This is a genomic window from Pseudomonas sp. S30 (assembly GCF_016518545.1).
In the GTDB taxonomy this organism is placed as follows: domain Bacteria; phylum Pseudomonadota; class Gammaproteobacteria; order Pseudomonadales; family Pseudomonadaceae; genus Aquipseudomonas.
The window spans coordinates 158,264-178,639 of sequence record NZ_JACVTO010000009.1 but is presented as its reverse complement, the minus strand read 5'-3'; the positions used below and the strand labels follow the sequence as shown (position 1 = coordinate 178,639).

The window sequence follows — 20,376 nt, the reverse complement described above, 5'->3', positions numbered from 1 at the left end:
GAGCGTTCTGGATCAGCCGATGCAGAGGCATTCGACGGGTGGGTGCGCTCCAGGAGAGCGGTGATGTTCAATAACAAACTCAAGCAGGAAATTCTGCAGCTGCGCGAGCAGTTGCAGACGATCGAACAGGTCAAGAACAGCCTCGACAGTGAAATGCTGGTGTTGCAGCTCGATCCCCAGGGGCGCATCGAGTCTGCCAATGGCAATTTCGAGAAGGAAATGCTCTACAGCAGCGAGCAGCTGATCGGTCGCAACATCGAGGAAATCGTGCCGGCCCACGTGAAATCCCTGGATTTCTATCAGCGAATGAAATCGGCCATCACCCGTGGCGAGCATTTGCACGGCGCCTTCCGCCTGCTCCGGGGCAATGGCGAAGAGGCCTGGTTGCGCTCGATCCTGCAACCGGTTCGAGGTACGGACGGCCGCATCAAGTGCTTCAGCCTGCACTCCAGCGACCTGACTCGTACCATCGAGACCTCGCGCGAGCACGAAAGCCTGATCAAGGCCCTGATGCGTTCGACGGCGGTGATCGAGTTCAACCTCGACGGCGTGGTCCTCACCGCCAACAACCGCTTCCTGCAGGCGATGGGCTATACCCTCGAACAGGTCCGCGGCAAGCATCACCGGATGTTCTGCGAGCCGGAGGAAGCCAATTCGGTCGCTTACCAGCAGTTCTGGGACAAGCTGCGCCGTGGCGAATTCGTGGTCGAACGCTTCAAGCGCATCGACGCCCACGGGCGAGTGGTGTGGCTGGAGGCGTCCTACAACCCGATCATCGATGCCCACGATGTGCTGTACAAGGTGGTCAAGTTCGCCACCGTCATCACCGATCAGGTGAATCAGGAAATGGCGGTGGCTCAAGCCGCCGACATGGCCTACGGCACCTCCCAGGACACCGATGCCGCGGCGCGCAAGGCGACCGAGGTGGTGACCCAGACCGTTGCCGTGATGCGCGGTCTGGAAGGCTCGATGCAGGAGGCGGCCGAAGGTATCCAGGCGCTGGACAAGCAATCCAAGGTGATCGGTTCGATCATCAAGACCATCAGCGATATCGCCGGGCAGACCAACCTGCTGGCCCTCAACGCCGCCATCGAGGCTGCACGCGCGGGTGAGCAGGGCAGGGGCTTCGCGGTGGTCGCCGACGAAGTGCGCCAGCTCGCCTCACGCACCAGCAGTGCCACCGAGGAAATCGCCCGGGTGGTGCAGCAGAACGAGCAGTTGGCCCAGGCGGCGGTGGACATCATCGACACCAGCAAGCGCCAGGCCGAACAGGGGCTCACGCTGGCCGACGAAACCGGCCAGGTGATCGTCGAGATCCAGGACGGCGCGCGCAAGGTGGTCAGCGCGGTAGGGCAGTTCTCCAATCAGCTGGGTCACTGAGCCGCGCCGGCCTGGCGCCGGCCTTCAGGGCAGGGACGCCGTTGGCCGGGCGTGGATTCAGTGCGCCCGGTCGCGCTCGCGCACCCAGAACACGGTCGCCCCCGCCACCGCGGCCGGCATCATCACCAGGTTGACTCCAGGGATCAGCAACGCCAGGTAGGTGATGCCGCCGAACCCCAGCGACTGCCAGCGCTTGCCGCGCAGCCAGGCGAGCATGTCCTGCCAGCTCAGTTTGTTGTTGTCCGCCGGGTAGTCGATGTACTGGATGGCCATCATCCACACCCCGAACACCAGCCACAGCGGCGCAGCCACCACGTTGACCACCGGAATCAGCGACAGGATGAACAGGCCGATGGCGCGCGGCAGGAAGTAGCCGAGCTTGCGCATTTCGCGGCTCAGGGTGCGAGGCACCATTGCCATCAGTTCGCCCCAGCTGAACGCCGGGAAGTGATCTTCGCCGCGTACCACCACCTCGACCTTTTCAGCCAGAAAGCCGTTGAACGGCGCCGCGATGATGTTGGCCAGAAGGGTGAAGGTGAAGAACACCATCAGCACCACCAGGGCAACGAACAGCGGCCAGAGGATATAGGTGAGGAAACCCAGCCAATCGGGCAGGGTCGGCATCAGTGCATCCACCCACAGGCCGAACTGATGACCGGCGAAGTAGATCAGGCCGCCGAACAGCAGAATGTTGACCGCCAGCGGTAACAGCACGAACAGTCGCAGGCTGGGGCTCAGGACCAGCTTCAGGCCTTCGCGCAGGTACTGCGGGCCGGACAGGACGGGGGCTTGCATCGAAACGCTCCACGGATGAATGAATGCGCTGACCTTACCGAGTTTGGCGTCGCGGTGAAAGGCGCGACATCGCCGGTAACAAAGCCATGAAAGAACTTTGAGCCAACGCTGTGCAGTGGATAGAGCGTGCCTATGAGGTGGATTGTCGATGGATATTTCCTTACTCTTTGCCACCTCGCTACAGTGCGTCCACGTTCTCGACGCCATTGCACCCCGCGAGCCCTAGGTGGGAGTGGCACTCAGGTTTTCGGACCTGCGCGTGACAGCCTTCCCCAAGTGCTGCGCAGGTCCTTTTTCTTTCCCAGCCGGCTTCGCCGGCACAGCGGTGCCGGTCCGCAGGGGCCGGCTCGACAGGAGCACGCCATGTCCGAAGTTCGTCATTCCCGCGTCATCATCCTCGGCTCCGGCCCCGCCGGTTACAGCGCCGCGGTGTACGCAGCCCGTGCCAACCTCAAGCCGCTGCTGATCACCGGGATGCAGGCCGGTGGCCAGCTCACCACCACCACCGAAGTCGACAACTGGCCGGGCGATCCCCATGGCCTGACCGGCCCTGCGCTGATGCAGCGCATGGAGGACCACGCCAAACGCTTCGAGACCGAGATCGTCTTCGACCACATCAATGCCGTGGACCTGGCGAACAAGCCGTTCACCCTGCGCGGCGACAGCGGCACCTACACCTGTGATGCCCTGATCGTCGCCACCGGCGCCAGCGCCCGCTACCTGGGCCTGCCGTCGGAAGAGGCCTTCATGGGCAAAGGGGTTTCGGCCTGCGCCACCTGCGACGGTTTCTTCTACCGCAACAAGCCGGTCGCCGTGGTCGGTGGTGGCAATACCGCCGTGGAAGAGGCGCTGTACCTGGCCAACATCGCCAGCAAGGTGACCCTGGTGCACCGTCGTGACACCTTCCGCGCCGAGAAGATCCTGATCGACAAGCTGCATGCCCGCGTCGCCGAAGGCAAGATCGAGCTCAAGCTCGACGCCACCCTGGACGAAGTGCTCGGCGACAACATGGGCGTGACCGGTGCGCGCCTGAAGAACAACGACGGCAGCTTCGACCAGATCACCGTCGACGGTGTGTTCATCGCCATCGGCCACACCCCGAACACCTCGTTGTTCGACGGTCAGCTGACCCTCAAGGACGGCTATCTGGTGGTCAGCGGTGGGCGCGAGGGTAACGCGACCGCGACCAACGTCGAGGGTGTGTTCGCCGCCGGCGACGTGGCCGATCACGTCTACCGTCAGGCCATCACTTCGGCCGGCGCCGGCTGCATGGCCGCGTTGGACGTGGAGCGTTATCTGGACGGCCTGGCCAACGCGTCGTTCTGATCGCGCTGCTCGCCCCCCGCCCTTGCCTGTTGGCCTGGGCGGGGACCGGCACCGCTGATGCAGGATCGGGGCCGCCAGGTCCCGATCGCTGTCAGAGGCTCAGACGCATCGACAGGTCCACGGCTTTGACATCCTTGGTCATCGCACCGATGGAGATGTAGTCCACGCCGGTTTCGGCGATGCTGCGCAGGGTGCTTTCGGTCACACCGCCGCTGGCCTCCAGCTTGGCCCTGCCGGCATTGAGGTGCACCGCTTCGCGCATCTGATCCAGGCTCAGTTCGTCGAGCATGACGATGTCCGCACCGGCCGCTAGCGCCTGGTGCAATTCCTCGAGACTCTCCACTTCGACTTCCACCGGCTTGCCCGGTGCGATGCGCCGCGCTGCGCTGACGGCTTCAGCGATGCCGCCGCACGCGGCGATGTGGTTTTCCTTGATGAGGAAGGCATCGAACAAGCCGATGCGATGGTTGTGGCAGCCGCCACAGGTCACGGCGTATTTCTGTGCCAGGCGCAGCCCCGGCAAGGTCTTGCGGGTATCGAGCAGACGCACCTGGGTGCCCGCGACCAGGTCGGCGAGGTGGCGCGCTCGGGTGGCCACGCCCGAGAGCATCTGCAGGAAGTTGAGCGCCGAGCGTTCGCCGGTGAGCAGCGAGCGTGCCGGACCTTCGAGCTGGAACAACACCTGGTCGGCCTGGGCGATATCGCCGTCGACCACTCGCCAGTGCACCGCCACGCGCGGATCGACCTGGCGCAACACGGCGTCGACCCAGGCGGTGCCGGCGATCACACAGCGTTCTCGGGTGATGATGGTGGCCTTGGCCAGACGCTCGGCGGGAATCAGTTGCGCGGTGATGTCGCCACTGCCGATGTCCTCGAGCAGTGCGCGGCGCACGTTGGCTTCGATTTCGGCGGTGAGGTCGGCGAGGCGTAGGTTCGGCATGGTCGGCTCCACAAGCTAGATGCGGGCGATTATAGGGCCAGGGGACGACGCTTTACAGCCGCAGGGCGAAGCGGGCAAATGTGCGCCGGGTCGCGTCCTGGGCAGTGGGTGCTGGTGGCTGTCATATTTTTGATCGATAATGACGACTTGTATTTGACGCCATCGATTTGACTGTTTCGGCAGGCGCGTCGATCGATGCCCAGCAAGGAGTTCGGGAATGCGAGATGGAGGCCGGGCGGGGACCTTTGGGTTGCCCGTCGACAGCATGGGGCGATGGCCCTTGCCGTGCCTTCCCATGGCACTGCTGCAGGTGCGTGACAAGGCTGCGCTGCAGTTGCGCCAAGGGCTACAAGCCCTCTTCGACAACGCTGACGACACCCTCTTCGAGATGGCCGACAGCAGCGCCGACGGGGGCTCGCAGCACCTGTACTTCGAGGCCATGCGCGATCTGCGGCTGAAGCGCAAAAGCATCGAGCGCGCTTTTCTCGACACCTTCCATGAAGCCTTCGTGCGCTTTGGCCAGGGCGATCTGCTGGGCAGCGTGGAGACGGTCGTTGACCGACCCTCCCGCGCACGCACCCTGGCGGTCGGGGCGATGGTCGAGCGCGTTTTGGCGCACGACGGCCTCGCGCTGGAGCAACTCAACCAGCGCTTCTCGAACCTGCTCGAAAGGCCGATTCCCCTGCTCAGCAATCCCCTGGGGCCGATGTGCCTGTGCGGCTACTTCCTCGACGCGGGACGTGACCTGGGGGTCGGACTGCAGGTCAAGCCGATCCTGCTGCAGCTGTTCGAACGCTACGTACTGCGTGATCTGGACCTGCTCTATGCCCAGGCAAACCAGTTGCTGGTGGCCGCCGGCGTGCTGACTCACCTGACGCCGGCACCACGTCGACGCCTGGATTACCGGCCTGAAGCTCAACGCCGACGTTCGACCGTCCTGCCAGGCGGCGAGGGCCTGGACCCTGACAGTGCAGGGGAGGCTTTTTTCGCCTCCGTACAACAGGTGTTGGCGAGCCGCCGCGGTCGCCTCGCCCCGCGGGTGCAGAGCGTGGCGACCGCGCAGGCGATCGGCAGCGCCGACCTGCTGCGCCTGCTCACCCACTTGCAGCACTACCCGCCCGAGCCTGCCGAAGCCGATGATTTCCACCTCGGCCAGCAGCTCGAGCAATTGCTGCTGCGTATCGGCGTGCGCAGCGGTACACGGCGGCGACTGGACAACGCCCACGAGGACCTCATCAACTTCATCGGGCTGCTGTTCGGCCATATCCGCCGGGATGACAATCTGCCCGAGGCGCTGCGCAGCCTGCTGGTGCGTCTGCACCTGCCGTTGCTCAAGGTCGCCTTGCTCGACAAGAGCCTGTTCAGTCGACCTGGTCATCCGGCACGGCGTCTGGTCAATGAAATAGCCGCGCTGGCCATGGGCTGGGAGAGCGCCAGCCAGAGCCAGCAGAGCCGCCTGGAACGCATCGTCCAGCGTCTGCTCAGTGAATTCGTCGACGATCTGCAGGTGGTCGACGATGTGCTCGGCGAGTTCCTGCTGTTCAGCGCCGAGGAACGGCGCCGCTGCGAGCTGCTGGAGCAGCGGACTCGCGACGCCGAACAGGGTAGGGCGAGGGCGGTGGAGGGACGGCGGCAGGTCCAGCTGGAGCTCGATCGCCGTCTGCGTGGGCGGCAGGTGCCACGGGCGGTGCTGAAGATGCTGGTGGACTGCTGGAGCCAGGTGCTGCTGATGGCCTGGCTCAAGCACGGCGAGGATTCGCCGCCCTGGGAGCAAGGGCTGGCGACCCTCGATGCGCTGCTGCTCAGCCTGGTACCGCAGCATCGGTCCGAGGCGCGACTGCACCTGTTGCAGCAATTGCCTGGGCTGCTCAAGGCGTTGCGCGACGGCCTGGCCAGCGTGGTGCTGGATTCGACCGTGCAGCGCGAGTTTTTCCTCGAACTGGAGCGCCTGCACCTGTGGGCCTGTGCAGGGCCTGCGCACCGGCGTGAGGACGTCGATCTGGTGCGGGTGTGCGAACCGGTGATTCTGGGCATCGCCGAGGAAGCGGCCGGCAGCCAGGTTCCCGAACTCGGGGCTTCAGGCCCCAGTGTGCAGCAAGTGCGCGGCTTGCGCCTGGGGGCCTGGATCGAGTTGAACGACGAAGACGAGCCACTGCGTTGCAAGCTGGTGGCCCGGATCGACAGTACCGACCGGCTGGTCTTCGCCAATCGCACCGGCATGAAGGTGCGTGAATGGAACACCGCCGGGCTGGCCCTGGCCCTCGGGCGCGGGGAGGTGAGGGTGCTGGACGACGGACCGCTGTTCGAGCGGGCGCTGGAGGCGGTCCTCGACGACTTGCAGGTGGCCGGCAGGCGCTGAGCCGTGGCGCTCATTGTCATGCGCGGCGCGCGTCGTCGAGGCATACTGAGGCCTTGTCCACAGGTGTTTTTCAGGATCTGCCCATGCAATTGGATCGCGCCACCGGCTGGTTCACCGGTGTCACCCACTGCCCTTCACCGAATTGCAATGCCCGCCCTGAAGGCGAGGCGATTTCCTTGCTGGTGATCCACAACATCAGCCTGCCGCCGGGGTGTTTCGGTACCGGCAAGGTTCAGGCGTTGTTTCAGAACCGTCTCGATCCCGCCGAGCATCCGTATTTTGCGGGCATCTGCCATCTGAGGGTTTCGGCGCATCTGTTCGTCGATCGCGAGGGCGCGGTGACCCAGTTCGTGTCGCTGCTCGACCGCGCCTGGCATGCCGGCGTGTCGTGCTTCCAGGGGCGCGAGGGGTGCAACGATTTCTCCATCGGCATCGAGCTTGAAGGCACCGATCAGCTGGCCTACACCGATGCACAGTACCGGGTCCTGGAGCGGCTGACGCGGCAGATCTGCCAGCAGTGGCCGGCGATCGACGTTGGCCGCATCCAGGGCCACAGCGACATCGCGCCGGGGCGCAAGACCGATCCCGGTCCGGCTTTCGATTGGCGGCGCTACCGCGCCGCGCTGAGCAGCGAGGGTGATTCATGAGCTTTCTGGTCGCGGTACTGATCGTGTGGATCGAGCAGTTTTCCGCCTTGCGTCATCGCGTTCAGCGAGACGGCTGGTTTCTGGCCGAGCTGGCGCGACAGGACCGGCGCGGCGCTCGCGCGGCAGGCTGGGGGCTGGTGATCCTGGTGCTCGCTCCGGTGTTGCTGCTGGCGCTGCTGCTGCATGTGCTGCAGCCGGTCGCCTACGGCTTGCTGGCGTTGCCGGTGCACCTGGTGGTGGTGCTCTACAGCCTGGGGCGGGGCGATGCCAAGGCGGCGCTCGGCCCGTTTCGTGACGCCTGGCGCCGTGGCGATATCCAGGCCGCACAGTGCGTGGCCGAGCGTGACCTGGGCCTGGCGGCCGACGATCCACGCGAGCTGCTGGTGCGGGTGCAGGGCAACCTGCTGTGGCAGGCCTACCAGAGTTTCTTCGCGGTGCTGTTCTGGTACATGCTGGCCGGGCCTGCGGCCGCGCTGGGTTACCGACTGCTGGCGCTGTGTGCCGCCAACAGCCATGAGCCAGCGCTCAAGGCGCGGGCCGCGCAACTGCGTCACGTCATGGACTGGGTGGCGGTGCGCCTGCTGGCGCTGAGTTTCGCCCTGGTGGGCAACTTCGTGGCAGTCACCCGGGTGATGCTGCACGAACTGTTGAACTGGCACGTCAGCGCCGCACAGCTGATCGCTCGCGTCGGCCGTGTGGCCGATGATATTCCCGAGCAGGAGGAGGCTCAGAGTGCGCTGGCGCGCCTGGACAGCCTGTGGGAGCTGCTGCTGCGCAGCGCGGTGCTGTGGTATGCGGTGTTCGCGCTGGCGACGGTGCTGATGTAGTCGCGTGAGCGCGCGTTCGGCACTACCAGCCGAACAGCTCGCAGCTGGTGCTGTGGCAGGCCTGAGCGAGGGTCTGGGGTTCGATGCCCAGCACCTGCGCCAGTGCACCGGCGATGGCCGGCAGGTGCTCGGGGCTGTTGCGCCGGCCGGCATGCATGGCCGGCGCCATGTCCGGGGCATCGGTCTCCAGTACCAGGCATTGCAGGGGCAGCCGGGCGAGCGTCCTGCGCAGGCGCACGGCCTGTGGCCAAGTGGCGGCGCCGCCGATGCCCAGCTTGAAGCCGAGCTTGAGGTATTCACGCGCCTCTTCGTAGCTGCCGGCGAAGGCGTGGACGATCCCGGCGCGGGCAGGCTTGTAGCGCTTGAGGGTGGCGATCACCTGGGCGTGGCTGCGGCGCACGTGGAGCAGGGCCGGCAAGTGAAAATCGCAGGCCATCTGCAGTTGCGCTTCGAACAGCGTCTGCTGGGCGGCCTTGTCCAGCGCTGGTAGGTAGTAATCCAGACCGAATTCACCCACCGCGCACAGGCGAGCATCGCCCTGTCGCGCCTCGAGCCACTGACGCAGCTGGGTCAGGTGCTCGGGCCGATGCTGGTCAAGGTACACCGGGTGCAGGCCCAGCGCGGCCGGTAGCCGGTTGTCCGCGCAGGCCAGGTCCCACACCCGTTGCCAGTTCTGCCGATGCACCCCGAGCACCACCATGCGCTCCACACCGCAGGCGGTCGCGTGGTCCAGCACAGCCTTGCGGTCTTCGTCGAAATCGGGGAAGTCCAGGTGCGTGTGGGTATCGATCAGGCGCATGTTCAGGCCATGATGCGCTGCTTGAAGGTCCGCGCGACGGCCTGTACGCCTGGCGTGTAGTGCTTGCGCTCGATGGCGGCCAGCGCCAGGTCCAGGGCGGTGGCGGCGATCTGGCCGTGCTGCTGGGCCATGGCGTTGACCGGCAAGGGCAGGAAATCGAGCAGCTGATTGTCGCCGAAGGTGCCCAGTTGCAGCTGCCGCGCCTCGCTGCCACGCGCTTGCAGGGTGTCGAACACGCCTTGCAGCAGGACGTAGGAGGTGGTCACCAAGGCATCGGGCAACCCTCCCAGCTCCTCCAGCAGGGCCTGCATCAGGCGCTGGCCGCAGTCGCGGCTGAACGCTTCGCCCTGCTGGCGGCGTACCTCGCCGGCAAAGCCCTGCAAGGCCGCGTCGAAGCCCGCAGCCCGGGCCTGGCTCACGGACAGCTCCGGGCGGGCGCCGATCAGGGCGATGCTGCGTGGACGGGTACGCAGCAGGCTTTCGGTGAGCTGACGGCTGGCATCGTGGTCGTCGCTGATGACCGAACAGAAGTGCTCGGGGTCCAGGCGTCGGTCGATGGCGATCACCGGCAGGCCCTTGGCCTGCAGCTCGCGGTAGCTCTGGTCCTCGGCGGGCAGGCAGCTGGCGACGAACAGGGCGTCGCAGCGGCGGGCACGGAACAGCTGTTGCAACTGCCGCTCGCTCTCGGGCTGGTCGTCGCTGCTGGCGATCAGCAACTGGTAGCCGCGCGCGCGCGCACCCTGCTCCAACTGCTTGGCGATGCGCGCGTAGCTGGGGTTTTCCAGGTCGGGAAGGATGAAGCCCAGGGTACGAGTATGCCGGCTGCGCAGGCCGGCGGCCTGGGGATTGGGCGTGAAGTCGTGGGCCTGGACCACGGCACGCACCCGCTCGACGGTCGCACTGCTGATGCGCTGCTGCTCGGCCTTGCCGTTGATGACATAACTGGCAGTGGTCACGGAGACACCGGCCAGACGTGCGATATCGCTGAGTTTCACTGCGTTTTCCTTGTTATTGCCGGCGGCGTCGCAGGGCCATGGCCGGCTAGTCTTACGTGGAATTGTGTCCAAGTGCAGGCGACCATTGTCGCAATTGTTCCGACAAACAGGGGCTTTTTCCTAGGAAGATTATCGAGTAACGTGGCGGCCTCGTCAGGTTAAACGTTTCAGCATCCGACAACTGGGCCTGCCCTGAAAGCCCCAGGATGAAAAATACGTTGATTCCCACAACAATAACCTCAGTTCCCAACTGCGGGTACTGCAAAAGGAGAGGGTCATGCTCGAGCTCGCTAGTGAGCAGATAGCCATGGGCCAGGTGGCCGCCGACAAACCGGCCGCACTGCGCCTGTTGGCGGATCGCCTGATAGTCGATGGTCTGGTCGCCGAGGGTTATCTGGAAGGGTTGCAGGCCCGCGAGGCCCAAGGCTCGACCTTTCTGGGCCAAGGTATCGCCATCCCCCATGGCACCCCGCAGACCCGCGACCTGGTGTTCGCCACCGGCGTGCGCCTCCTGCAATTTCCCGAAGGAGTCGACTGGGGCGACGGTCAGATCGTCTACCTGGCCATCGGCATCGCGGCGCGCTCCGACGAGCACTTGCGCCTGCTGCAACTGCTCACCCGTGCCCTGGGCGAAACCGACCTGGCCGAAGCCTTGCGCCGCGCCAGCTCCGCCGAGGCGCTGCTCAAGCTGCTGCAAGGCGCGCCCCGTGAGCTGGAGCTCGACGCCCAACTGATAGGCCTGGGCCTGCCCGCCGAAGACTTCGACGAGCTCGCCTGGCGCGGTGCCCGCCTGTTGCAGCGCGGTGGTTGCGTGGACGGCGGCTTCGCCGCGCTGCTGCAGCAAGCCGAACCGCTGCCGCTGGGCGAAGGCCTGTGGTGGTTGCACAGTGAGCGTGAAGTGCTGCAACCGGGGCTGGCGTTCGTCACCCCGCAACAACCCTTGCGCCATCGCGATCAACCCCTCAACGGTCTGTTCTGCCTGGCCAGCCTGGGCGCTGCCCATCAGGCCCTGCTCGAACGGCTGTGCCAGGTATTGATCGAGGGACGCGGGCAGACGCTGTACCAGGCCACCAGCAGCCGCGACGTGTTGCAGGTGCTCGGCGCCGAGGTACCGGCCGATTGGCCCAGTGCCCGCGTGATGCTGGCCAACCCGCACGGCCTGCATGCCCGTCCGGCCAAGGTCCTGGCGCAGTTGGCCAAGGGTTTCGAGGGCGAGATCCGTATCCGCGTGACCGACAGCGGCCAGACCGGCGTGTCGGCCAAGAGCCTGAGCCGGCTGCTGTCGCTCGGCGCCCGGCGTGGCCAGCAACTGGAGCTGATCGCCGAGCCGAGCATCGCTGCCGATGCCTTGCCGGTGCTGCTGGCGGCCATCGAGGCAGGGCTGGGGGAGGAGGTCGAGCCGTTGCCGGCCAGCCCCGAGCCACTCGCCCAGCCGGCGCGCGAGGCGCTCCAGGCGCCGTTGCCAGGGACGCAGGTCCAGGGCGTCAGCGCCGCGCCCGGTATCGCCAGCGGTCCGGCCCATGTTCGCGTCGAGCGGGAGATCGACTACCCGCTGCGCGGCGAGTCCTGCGCTCAGGAGCGCGCGCGCCTGGCCAGCGCTCTGTCGGCGGTCAACGACGAGCTGCATGCGCTGGTGCAGCGCAGCGACAAGGCCATTGCCGAAATCTTCGTCACTCACCAGGAAATGCTCGCCGACCCGGCCCTGACCGACGAGGTGGAGCAGCGCCTGACCCAGGGTGAAAGTGCCGCCGCCGCCTGGATGACGGTGATCGAAACCGCTGCCCGCCAGCAGGAAGCCCTGGGCGATGCCTTGCTCGCCGAGCGCGCTGCCGACCTGCGCGACGTCGGCCGACGCGTGCTGGCGCAGCTGTGCGGGGTGGTCGAGCAGGCCGAGCCGATCGAGCCCTACGTGCTGGTCATGGCCGAAGTCGGCCCTTCCGATGTGGCGCGCCTGGACCCGGCGCGGGTCGCTGGCATCGTCACCGCCCACGGCGGCGCCACCGCGCACAGCGCCATCGTCGCCCGCGCCCTGGGGATTCCGGCCGTGGTCGGCGCCGGTGCGGCGATCCTATTGCTTGAAAGCGGCACGCCGCTGCTGCTCGATGGCCAGCGCGGCAAGGTCAGCATCGCGCCGCCGGCCGATGAGGTGCAGCGTGCGCTGGCCGAGCGTGAACAGCGCGAACAGCGCCTGCAGGCGGCCTGGGCCACGCGCCACGAGCCTGCGGTAACCCGTGATGGCCACGCCATCGAGGTGTTCGCCAACATCGGTGACAGCAGCGGCATCGACAAGGTGGTGGAGCTGGGCGCCGAAGGCGTCGGCCTGCTGCGCACCGAGCTGATCTTCATGGCCCACTCGCAGGTGCCGGACGTGCCCACCCAGGAGGCTGAATATCGCCGCGTGCTCGACGGCCTGCGGGGACGACCGCTGGTGGTGCGTACCCTCGACGTCGGCGGGGACAAGCCGTTGCCCTATTGGCCCATCGCGGCTGAAGACAACCCCTTCCTCGGTGTACGCGGCGTGCGCCTGACCCTGCAGCGCCCGCAGGTGATGGAGGATCAGCTGCGCGCCTTGTTGCAGGCGGCCGATGACCGGCCGTTGCGGATCATGTTCCCCATGGTGGGCCAGATGCACGAATGGCGAGCCGCCAAAGCCATGGTCGATCGCCTGCGCCAGGCCATACCGGTGGCCGACCTGCAGGTCGGCATCATGGTCGAGGTGCCCTCGGCCGCATTGCTGGCGCCACGCCTGGCCCGTGAAGTGGACTTCTTCAGCATCGGCACCAACGACCTGACCCAGTACGCCCTGGCCATCGACCGTGGCCATTCCAGCCTTTCGGCCCAGGCCGACGGCCTGCATCCCGCGGTGCTGCAATTGATCGACATGACCGTGCGCGCTGCCCACGCCGAAGGCAAATGGGTCGGCGTGTGCGGCGAGCTGGCGGCCGACCCGCAGGCAGTGCCGGTGCTGCTGGGACTGGCGGTGGACGAGCTCAGCGTCTCGGCGCGCAGCATCGCCGAGGTCAAGGCCCTGGTGCGCCAGGCCGATTACTCGACGGCCCGTGCCCTGGCCTGCGAAGCCCTGCAACAGGACAGCGCCGAAGCGGTTCGGGCGCTGGTGGAGCGCTACTGATGGCCAAGATCCTTACCCTGACCCTCAACCCGGCCCTGGACCTTACGGTCAGTCTCGACCGGCTGCGCATCGGCGGCGTCAACCGCGCCCTGGCGCAGCGCTGCCATGCGGCCGGCAAAGGCCTGAACGTGGCCCAGGTGCTGGCCGATCTGGGCCATCAGGTCACGGTCGGCGGCTTTCTGGGCCTGGACAACCCGGCGCCGTTCGAGGCGCTGATCGCCCAACGAGGCTTCGTCGACTGCTTCATCCGGGTGCCGGGCGAGACCCGCACCAACCTCAAGCTGGTCGAGGACGATGGCCAGGTCACCGACGTCAACGGCCTGGGACCCCAGATCGATGCAGCGGCCCAGGCGGCTTTGCTCGAACGGCTGGAGGCCGTGGCCGCCGAGCATGCCCTGGTGGTGGTCGCGGGCAGCCTGCCACGCGGTGTCAGCCCGCAGTGGTTCAGGCAGCTGTTGGAGCGCTTGCAGGCCCGTGGCCTGAAGGTGGTGCTGGACTCCAGTGGCGAAGCGCTGCGCGAAGGGCTGCGCGCCGGCCCCTGGCTGGTCAAGCCCAATACCGATGAGCTGGGCGAGCTGACCGGGCACTGCGTGGAGGGGCTGCAAGCCCAGCAGCAGGCGGCCCTACAGTTGCTCGACGGCGGCGTCAGCCACGTGGTGGTGTCCCAGGGCGCCCAGGGCGTGACCTGGTTCAGTGCCGGACGCACCTTGTCGGCCCAGCCGCCCAAGGTGAGCGTGGCCAGCACCGTGGGGGCCGGCGACTCGCTGGTAGCCGGCCTGGTGCATGGCCTGCTGCTGGCCGAAGACGCCGGGCAGACGCTGCGCCGCGCCACCGCCATCGCTGCACAGGCGGTGACGCAGATCGGCTTCGGCATCGCGGATCGCGAGCAACTGGCGCATCTGCAGGCGGCTGTACAACTGACAGAACAACAAAATGAGGCTCGCCGATGAACATCGCGATCGTCACCGCCTGCCCGAACGGTCAGGTGTCGAGTGTATTGAGTGCGCGACTGCTGGCTGCGGCCGCGCAGCGCCGGGGCTGGAGCACCAGCGTCGAGGTATGGGATGCCGAGCATCCCGAGCGGCGCCTGAGCGCAGCGCAGATCGCCGAGGCCGATTGGGTGCTGGTGATCAGCACCGGCCCGATCGACCTGCAGCGCTTCGTCGGCAAACGCCTGTTCCAGAGTACGCCGGCCCAGGCCCTGGCCGATCGAGAAGGGTTCCTCGACGAAGCCGCGGCCAAGGCCCAGGTGCTGGAACACAGCGCCAATGCCGAGGTGCCGAGCCCGTCGACGATGCCGCGGATCGTGGCCATCACGGCGTGTCCTACGGGCGTGGCGCACACGTTCATGGCCGCCGAGGCGCTGCAACAGGCCGCGCGCGACCTGGGATACGCCTTCGAGGTCGAAACCCAGGGTTCTGTCGGCGCGCGTAATCCGTTGTCGGCCGAGGCCATCGCCCAGGCGGACGTCGTCTTGCTGGCGGCTGACATCGAAGTGCCCACCGCGCGCTTCGCCGGCAAGCGCATCTATCGCTGTGGCACCGGCATCGCCTTGAAGCAGGCGCGCGCGACGCTGGACAAGGCCTTGGCCGAAGGCCGGGTGGAAAACACCGGCGCCAGCGCCGAAGCACCCGCCAAGAGTGAAAAGGCCGGGATCTACAAACACCTGTTGACCGGGGTGTCGTTCATGCTGCCGATGGTGGTGGCCGGCGGCCTGTTGATCGCCTTGTCATTCGTGTTCGGCATCCAGGCCTACAAGGAAGCCGGCACCCTGCCAGCGGCATTGATGCAGATTGGTGGCGAGGCGGCCTTCAAGCTGATGGTGCCGATGCTGGCAGGCTACATCGCCTGGTCCATCGCCGACCGTCCGGGCCTGGCACCGGGGATGATCGGTGGCCTGCTGGCCAGTACCTTGGGCGCAGGCTTCATCGGCGGCATCGTCGCCGGTTTCCTGGCCGGTTACAGCGCCAAGGCCATCAGCCGCTGGGCACGCCTGCCCAGCAGCCTGGAGGCGCTCAAGCCGATCCTGATCATTCCGCTGCTGGCCAGCCTGTTCACGGGCCTGGTGATGATCTACGTGGTCGGGCACCCGGTGGCCGCCATGCTCGAAGGCCTCACGCGCTTTCTCGACAGCATGGGCACCACCAATGCCATCCTGCTCGGCCTGTTGCTCGGCGGCATGATGTGCGTGGACCTCGGCGGGCCGATCAACAAGGCCGCCTACGCCTTCTCGGTCGGCCTGCTGGCATCCTCGAGCTACGCGCCGATGGCGGCGACCATGGCTGCGGGCATGGTGCCACCGATCGGGCTGGGCCTGGCCACCTTCCTGGCACGACGCAAGTTCGCCCAGAGCGAGCGCGAGGCCGGCAAGGCTGCGCTGGTGCTGGGGCTGTGTTTCATCTCCGAGGGAGCGATTCCCTTCGCGGCCAAGGACCCCTTGCGCGTCATTCCGGCGAGCATCGCCGGGGGCGCACTGACGGGTGCGTTGTCGATGTATTTCGGCTGCAAGCTGATGGCGCCGCATGGTGGCCTGTTCGTGCTGCTGATCCCCAACGCGATCAATCACGCCCTGCTGTACCTGCTGGCGATCGTGGCAGGCAGCCTGGTCACCGCAGTGGTGTATGCGCTGATCAAGAAGCGTGAGCAGGTCGAGATGGTCGTGGCGCCGGCTGCGGCCAACTGACTCCTCTTCAGGGACGCCGCTGTTTGCGCAGCGGCGCCAGCAGCTCGCCCAGACCGTTGTGGTCGATCTCGTGCATCAACGCCAGCAGCCCGCCCAGCTCACCGGGCGGGAATCCCTTGCGAGCGAACCAGGCCAGGTAGTCACCCGGCAGATCGGCCAGCAGGCGTCCCTGGTATTTGCCGAAAGGCATGGTGCGGGTGACCAGCAGTTGCAGAGATTGCGGATTCATCGGTGGGCCTGTAGCGGTTGCGAACCTTGACGATACAGCAATCTTCAGACCCTGCAATCTGCACGAGCTGCAATGGTCGATCATGCAGAACGCCGATGATGGCATTTTTGTTTTATCTCTCAACTACCTGATAGGTAAGGATTTTTTATTTGGGTAATGATTGGCACGAAGGGTGCTCTTTACTACAGGGACTATCACCTGCCAAGGAGTTACGCCATGAGCAACCCGAACGAAGACGTGATCAAGGTACTGAACAACCTGATTGAGTACAGCAAAGACGGTCAGAAGGGTTTCAAGGAATCGGCTGATGACGTCAAGAATCCCCAGCTCAAAGCATTCTTCGTACAGCGCGAGGTCGAATGCGGCCAGGCGGCTGCCGAACTGCAAGCTGAAGTGCGCCATCTGGGTGGCGATCCGGAAACCTCGACCAGCTTCTCGGGCGACTTGCATCGTGGCTGGTTGAACCTGAAGGCCGTATTCACCGGCAAAGACGAAGAAGCTGTTCTGAATACCGTAGAGGAAGGCGAGGACCACGCGCTAAAAGCCTACAAGGATGCGCGCGAAAAGCTCGTCAAGCTCAACGTCCCTGCTGCTGCCAACGCCCTGACTCTGGTCGACAAGCAGCTGCAAGGCGTGCAGCGCAATCACGACCAGGTCAAGGCACTGCGTAACGCCGCTCGCGCCCGATCTTAAGCGCCAGGCCCCTCTACCCGGTTACGGCCATTGGCCTTGGCTCGGTAGAGTGCTTCATCTGCGGCACTCAGCACGCTGGTCAAGTCGTGCTGGGTGCCTGCTTCATGCAGGCCGATGCCGATGCTTACGGTGATCGGTCGTTCATCGCCGCTGAAGATCGGCAATGCCTCTACACTCAGGCGAATCCTTTCAGCCAGCATTCTGGCTCCCGCCAATTCCGTTTCTGGCAGCACCACCTGGAACTCTTCGCCACCGTAGCGAGCCGCCAGATCCGCAGGCCGGCGAATGCTCAGCTCGATGGTACGCGCCACCTCCCTCAATGCATGGTCGCCTCCCGCGTGCCCATGGCGCTGATTGAACGCCTTGAAGTGATCGACATCCACCATGAGCACGGCCAACGAGGTGCGATTGCGCAATGCCCTGGCCCACTCCTGACGCAGTACCTGGTCGAGATGACGACGGTTGGCCAGGCCCGTGAGGCTGTCGGTGGCGGCCAGAGTGGCCAGCCCCTGCTCGGCGGTGTGCCGCCTGTGCAGCTCGCGACCCAGCAGTACGGTCAGCCAGAGAATGCCCAGGCATAGCACACCGGTGGCCATGCCGACGATCAGCGCCGTGCGCCGCCAGCCCTGGAACACCTCATCGGTGGAATGCGCCACCAGCACGATCAGGGGCAGGTTGCCGACGCGCGCGAAGGTGTACATGCGTTGTTCGTCGAACAGCGGCGAATACGCTGTGAAGCTACCGCTACGTTCATCCAGGATACGCTGGAAGTTCGGCTGCTGGCTGAAGTTGACACCGATGGCCGGTTGGCCAGGACCCAGCGGTTCACGCGCCAGCAGGTGTCCGCCGGTGTTGAGCAGGTTGACGCTGCTGCGCTCACCGATGTCCAGGCGCTGGAACAGTTCGGTGAAGTACGACAGCCGCAGCGCGCCAGTGGCCACCCCGACGAATTCGCCATTGGCACCGGAGATCCGCCGGCTGAAGCTGATGCACCAGTTCATGTCTCCCAGCCTGGCCTTGAAGGGCGGGCCGATGAACAGGCCGACCTGCGGCTGGTCACGGTGGACCTGGAAGACCCCGGTATCGGCGAAATTGGCCTGGCGCGGCACGATGTTCGTGGAGTCGCCTACCACATCGCCCTTGGCGTCGAGCCAGAGCACATCGCCCCGGCTCTGGTCCACCAGCGCCGGGTTGAACAACAAGCGATGACGCATGGCCGCTGGCACCTGGGCCAGGTCGCGACGGCCGACCGCCCAGATCAGTTCCTTGAGCGACTGGTCGTAGAGTTCGGCGTTGTTGAGAATGTCGCTCTCGATCAGTTGGACGATGTTGCTCGAGGCGCGGATGGAGGACTGCTCGACGCTGTCTCGTTCACGCCCCAGCAGGTAGCTGACGATCGCAAGGATCGCGAGCACGGCCAGGCCACTGCCCAGATTGAGGATCAGCTCGGGGTGAGGCCTGGAGAACGTAAGGCGCGGGATTCGAATGGACGACATCAGGCTCGCGACTGCATTGGCCCCTCTTGCCTTGAGGGTCGGGCTAGGAAGCGGCGGCGATAGTGTAGGCAAGTGGCCATTGTCGAACAAGCCACGGCGTCGTAAATGCGCGCTTCAGGTGCGCCGCGATGGCGTCGGTGCCCTGCCGGGCCGACGCCACGCTACCGGTTTCAGTGTCGCGTCAGAATATCGCGAGCGGGTAGTCGACGATCAGGCGCAGCTCGTCGTTGTCATTGTCCACCGCCGAATAGCCTCGGCTGCCGCGATGGCTGGCGTAGCGCAGCAGCAACGACAGATCCTTGAACTGGCCCTCCTGGAACACGTACTTCACGTCCAGGTCGCGTTCCCAGTGCCGGGCATCCTTGCCATCGGCGCTGTACCACTGGCCATAGCCGGCACTGTTCGGATCGGCCTTGGTCAGGTCGAGCTTGCCGCGCGAATAGGACAGCGATGTGCTCAGCCCCGCGATGCCCAGGCCGGCGAAGTCGTAGCCGTATTGCAGTTTCCACGACCGTTCGCCCGGGCCGTTGAAGTCCGAATACATGCGCGAGTTGTCGAGGTAGATGCTGTCGCCCTGGTTGATGTAGTCGAACGGCGTATTGCCGTTGACGCGCTGGTAGGCGGTGGTGACGCTGTGATGCCCGGCGGCCACCGTCAGGTGCAGGCTGTAGGTGTTGTTGTCGATCTTGCCCAGCTTGGCCTGGCCGGTGTCCTGCGTGTGGTAGAAGTGCACGCCGGGGGTGAGGCTGAGGTTGTCGTGGACCACATAGGTGTAGTCGAAGTCGGCGTAGTACTGGTTCCAGATGTCCTGCAATTCGGCGGCGTACAGGTTGGCGGTGAAGCTCGGCGTGCCGTTCCACGACGCGCCAGCCCAGGACAGGTGCTTGCTGTCGCGGTCATCCGGTCCTGCGCTGTAGAAGGTGTCGATGCGCCGGTGGCCACTCTGGTTGTAGGGCTTGGTGAAGCTGACCTGGCCGCCTTCGAGCAGCAGTCCGTCGATGGCGCTGTTGGTCAGCGCCACGCCACGAAAGGTCTGGGGCAGCAGGCGGGTTTCGCCGCCGGCGATGACCGGGTTGGTGAGGAACAGGTCACCGGCCTTGAGTTCGGTGTCGAAGCCTCTGATCTTCACCGCAGCGCCGGCGCTGGAGAAGCTGCGTGGCGCCGCGCCCAGGGTGCCATCGTCGTGCTCGTTGAGAGGCAACAGGCTGCTGCCGGCGTGGCCGCCGCCGCCATCGAGCTTCAGCCCGAGCATGCCGTAGGCGTCCACGCCCACGCCGATCACGCCGGGCGTATAGCCCGACTCGAAGCGTGCGACGGCGCCCTGCGCCCATTCGCGACTGTCCCTTACGCCTGGCAGCAACTGGTTGCGATGGAAGTAGGCATTTCGAAAGTTCAGGTTCAGTGACGATCCCTCTACGAAGCCTTCTGCGCGCTCTTGGGCATGGGTGGGGGAAATCATTGCGCCCAGCGCAATGAACAGTGGCGTATAGCGGAAAACGAAGGACACCGGTAATGCTCCTTTTTCGGTCGATCGGTGAGGCGGTCCCCGACGGCTCGAACAGCAGCGCTCGCCCGAGGGACGTGTTCGCCTGGCAGAGATTCAGGCGCAAAAAAAGCCGCTGATGCGCAGCGGCCAAGGGAGGCTAACATACCGGGGCGACCCCTGCTCAAGGTCGGACCCGAAATACGGGAGTGGGGGTGGAGCGCAGGATCAGCTGTCGGCCTGGTCGTCGGTGACGTTCTTCGAAGCGGTCTGCTGCACCGCTTTCGTGGCATCCTGAGGCTGCGCTGCGTAGGCCTCCTGCGAGTGTTGCAGGCTGGCAGCGACCTGGGCGTTACGGGCGACGAAGGCCGGCGATTCCTCAGCCAGGGCCAGGGGCGACAACAACAGGGACGACAGGACGAAGACGCTGGCAATACCCATACTGTTGGACATGTGAAGCTACCTTCTTGCGTGGCAAGTGTGATGTGGACAGCGCCAATCTAGCGCTGCGGGCAGCGGCGAAACAGCGCCCAATGGGTTAATCACTCTTGTGCAAAAGGTAACGATCGGACAGGGTCACTCCTCCCAGTCGTC

Annotated in this window: 17 protein-coding genes; 9 read left to right on the top strand and 8 right to left on the bottom strand. The window is 65.7% G+C overall.

Features of this window, described 5'->3' with window-relative positions:
- Nucleotides 1–63: 63 nt before the first annotated feature.
- Nucleotides 64–1,380 carry a methyl-accepting chemotaxis protein gene (locus IAE34_RS12690; protein WP_200139300.1) on the top strand — a complete coding sequence of 439 codons (1,317 nt, stop codon included), beginning with the start codon at nucleotides 64–66 and terminating at the stop codon, nucleotides 1,378–1,380.
- A gap of 57 nt (nucleotides 1,381–1,437) precedes the next feature.
- Here the strand turns inward: IAE34_RS12690 and cysZ are convergent, their stop codons facing one another.
- The gene (gene cysZ / locus IAE34_RS12685) at nucleotides 1,438–2,175 is read right to left on the bottom strand and encodes a sulfate transporter CysZ (RefSeq protein WP_200139299.1); all 738 of its coding nucleotides are present in this window, start codon (nucleotides 2,173–2,175) and stop codon (nucleotides 1,438–1,440) included.
- A 363-nt stretch (nucleotides 2,176–2,538) separates the two neighbouring features.
- Here cysZ and trxB point away from each other — a divergent pair, with 363 nt between their 5' ends.
- A complete protein-coding gene (gene trxB, locus IAE34_RS12680) occupies nucleotides 2,539–3,501 on the top strand; it encodes a thioredoxin-disulfide reductase (RefSeq protein ID WP_200139298.1) in 963 nt (320 codons plus the stop codon).
- A 91-nt stretch (nucleotides 3,502–3,592) separates the two neighbouring features.
- On the opposite strand, the gene nadC is transcribed toward trxB, so the two are convergent.
- A complete protein-coding gene (gene nadC, locus IAE34_RS12675) occupies nucleotides 3,593–4,441 on the bottom strand; it encodes a carboxylating nicotinate-nucleotide diphosphorylase (RefSeq protein WP_200139297.1) in 849 nt (282 codons plus the stop codon).
- A gap of 217 nt (nucleotides 4,442–4,658) precedes the next feature.
- On the opposite strand from nadC, the gene IAE34_RS12670 reads away from it, so the two are divergent.
- The 3 genes from IAE34_RS12670 to ampE all read left to right on the top strand — a co-directional run bounded on the left by IAE34_RS12670 (nucleotide 4,659) and on the right by ampE (nucleotide 8,274).
- Entirely contained in the window at nucleotides 4,659–6,800 is a 2,142-nt protein-coding gene (locus IAE34_RS12670) for a DUF1631 domain-containing protein (protein WP_200139296.1), read from the top strand.
- Between the two features lie 83 nt (nucleotides 6,801–6,883).
- Nucleotides 6,884–7,447 (top strand): 1,6-anhydro-N-acetylmuramyl-L-alanine amidase AmpD, encoded by a 564-nt coding sequence (ampD, locus tag IAE34_RS12665; RefSeq protein ID WP_200139295.1) that lies wholly within the window; start codon nucleotides 6,884–6,886, stop codon nucleotides 7,445–7,447.
- On the top strand, nucleotides 7,444–8,274 hold the full coding sequence (gene ampE, locus IAE34_RS12660; RefSeq protein WP_200139294.1) for a regulatory signaling modulator protein AmpE: 831 nt from the start codon (nucleotides 7,444–7,446) through the stop codon (nucleotides 8,272–8,274). Before ampD ends, ampE begins: the two co-directional genes overlap by 4 nt.
- Nucleotides 8,275–8,296: 22 nt before the next feature.
- Here ampE and IAE34_RS12655 read toward each other — a convergent pair whose 3' ends face one another.
- Both IAE34_RS12655 and cra read right to left on the bottom strand, forming a co-directional pair.
- On the bottom strand, nucleotides 8,297–9,073 hold the full coding sequence (locus IAE34_RS12655) for a TatD family hydrolase (RefSeq protein WP_200139293.1): 777 nt from the start codon (nucleotides 9,071–9,073) through the stop codon (nucleotides 8,297–8,299).
- A 2-nt stretch (nucleotides 9,074–9,075) separates the two neighbouring features.
- Entirely contained in the window at nucleotides 9,076–10,068 is a 993-nt protein-coding gene (gene cra, locus IAE34_RS12650; protein ID WP_200139292.1) for a catabolite repressor/activator, read from the bottom strand.
- Between the two features lie 277 nt (nucleotides 10,069–10,345).
- On the opposite strand from cra, the gene ptsP reads away from it, so the two are divergent.
- From ptsP to IAE34_RS12635, 3 genes are read left to right on the top strand one after another with little or no spacing between them, the layout of a single operon-like run.
- Nucleotides 10,346–13,198: a phosphoenolpyruvate--protein phosphotransferase gene (gene ptsP, locus IAE34_RS12645; protein ID WP_200139291.1), complete on the top strand. Its 2,853-nt coding sequence runs from the start codon at nucleotides 10,346–10,348 to the stop codon at nucleotides 13,196–13,198.
- Nucleotides 13,198–14,148 carry a 1-phosphofructokinase gene (pfkB, locus tag IAE34_RS12640; RefSeq protein ID WP_200139290.1) on the top strand — a complete coding sequence of 317 codons (951 nt, stop codon included), beginning with the start codon at nucleotides 13,198–13,200 and terminating at the stop codon, nucleotides 14,146–14,148. The genes ptsP and pfkB overlap by 1 nt, the downstream gene beginning before the upstream one ends.
- Complete coding sequence (locus tag IAE34_RS12635) at nucleotides 14,145–15,881, top strand: PTS fructose-like transporter subunit IIB (RefSeq protein WP_200139289.1); 1,737 nt, start codon at nucleotides 14,145–14,147, stop codon at nucleotides 15,879–15,881. The genes pfkB and IAE34_RS12635 overlap by 4 nt, the downstream gene beginning before the upstream one ends.
- Nucleotides 15,882–15,888: 7 nt before the next feature.
- Here the strand turns inward: IAE34_RS12635 and IAE34_RS12630 are convergent, their stop codons facing one another.
- Nucleotides 15,889–16,110, bottom strand: coding sequence for a DUF3820 family protein (locus tag IAE34_RS12630; protein ID WP_200139288.1), 222 nt, complete (start codon nucleotides 16,108–16,110; stop codon nucleotides 15,889–15,891).
- A 216-nt stretch (nucleotides 16,111–16,326) separates the two neighbouring features.
- Here IAE34_RS12630 and IAE34_RS12625 point away from each other — a divergent pair, with 216 nt between their 5' ends.
- Nucleotides 16,327–16,803, top strand: a complete 477-nt coding sequence (locus IAE34_RS12625) for a ferritin-like domain-containing protein (RefSeq protein ID WP_200139287.1) — start codon at nucleotides 16,327–16,329, stop codon at nucleotides 16,801–16,803.
- Here the strand turns inward: IAE34_RS12625 and IAE34_RS12620 are convergent.
- The 3 genes from IAE34_RS12620 to IAE34_RS12610 form a co-directional block, all read right to left on the bottom strand.
- A complete protein-coding gene (locus IAE34_RS12620) occupies nucleotides 16,800–18,299 on the bottom strand; it encodes a GGDEF domain-containing protein (protein ID WP_200139286.1) in 1,500 nt (499 codons plus the stop codon). The two genes, IAE34_RS12625 and IAE34_RS12620, sit on opposite strands and share 4 nt — an antisense overlap.
- Before the next feature lie 181 nt (nucleotides 18,300–18,480).
- Nucleotides 18,481–19,758, bottom strand: coding sequence for an OprD family porin (locus IAE34_RS12615; protein ID WP_233631128.1), 1,278 nt, complete (start codon nucleotides 19,756–19,758; stop codon nucleotides 18,481–18,483).
- A gap of 252 nt (nucleotides 19,759–20,010) precedes the next feature.
- Nucleotides 20,011–20,235 carry a hypothetical protein gene (locus IAE34_RS12610; protein WP_200139284.1) on the bottom strand — a complete coding sequence of 75 codons (225 nt, stop codon included), beginning with the start codon at nucleotides 20,233–20,235 and terminating at the stop codon, nucleotides 20,011–20,013.
- Nucleotides 20,236–20,376 lie beyond the last annotated feature (141 nt).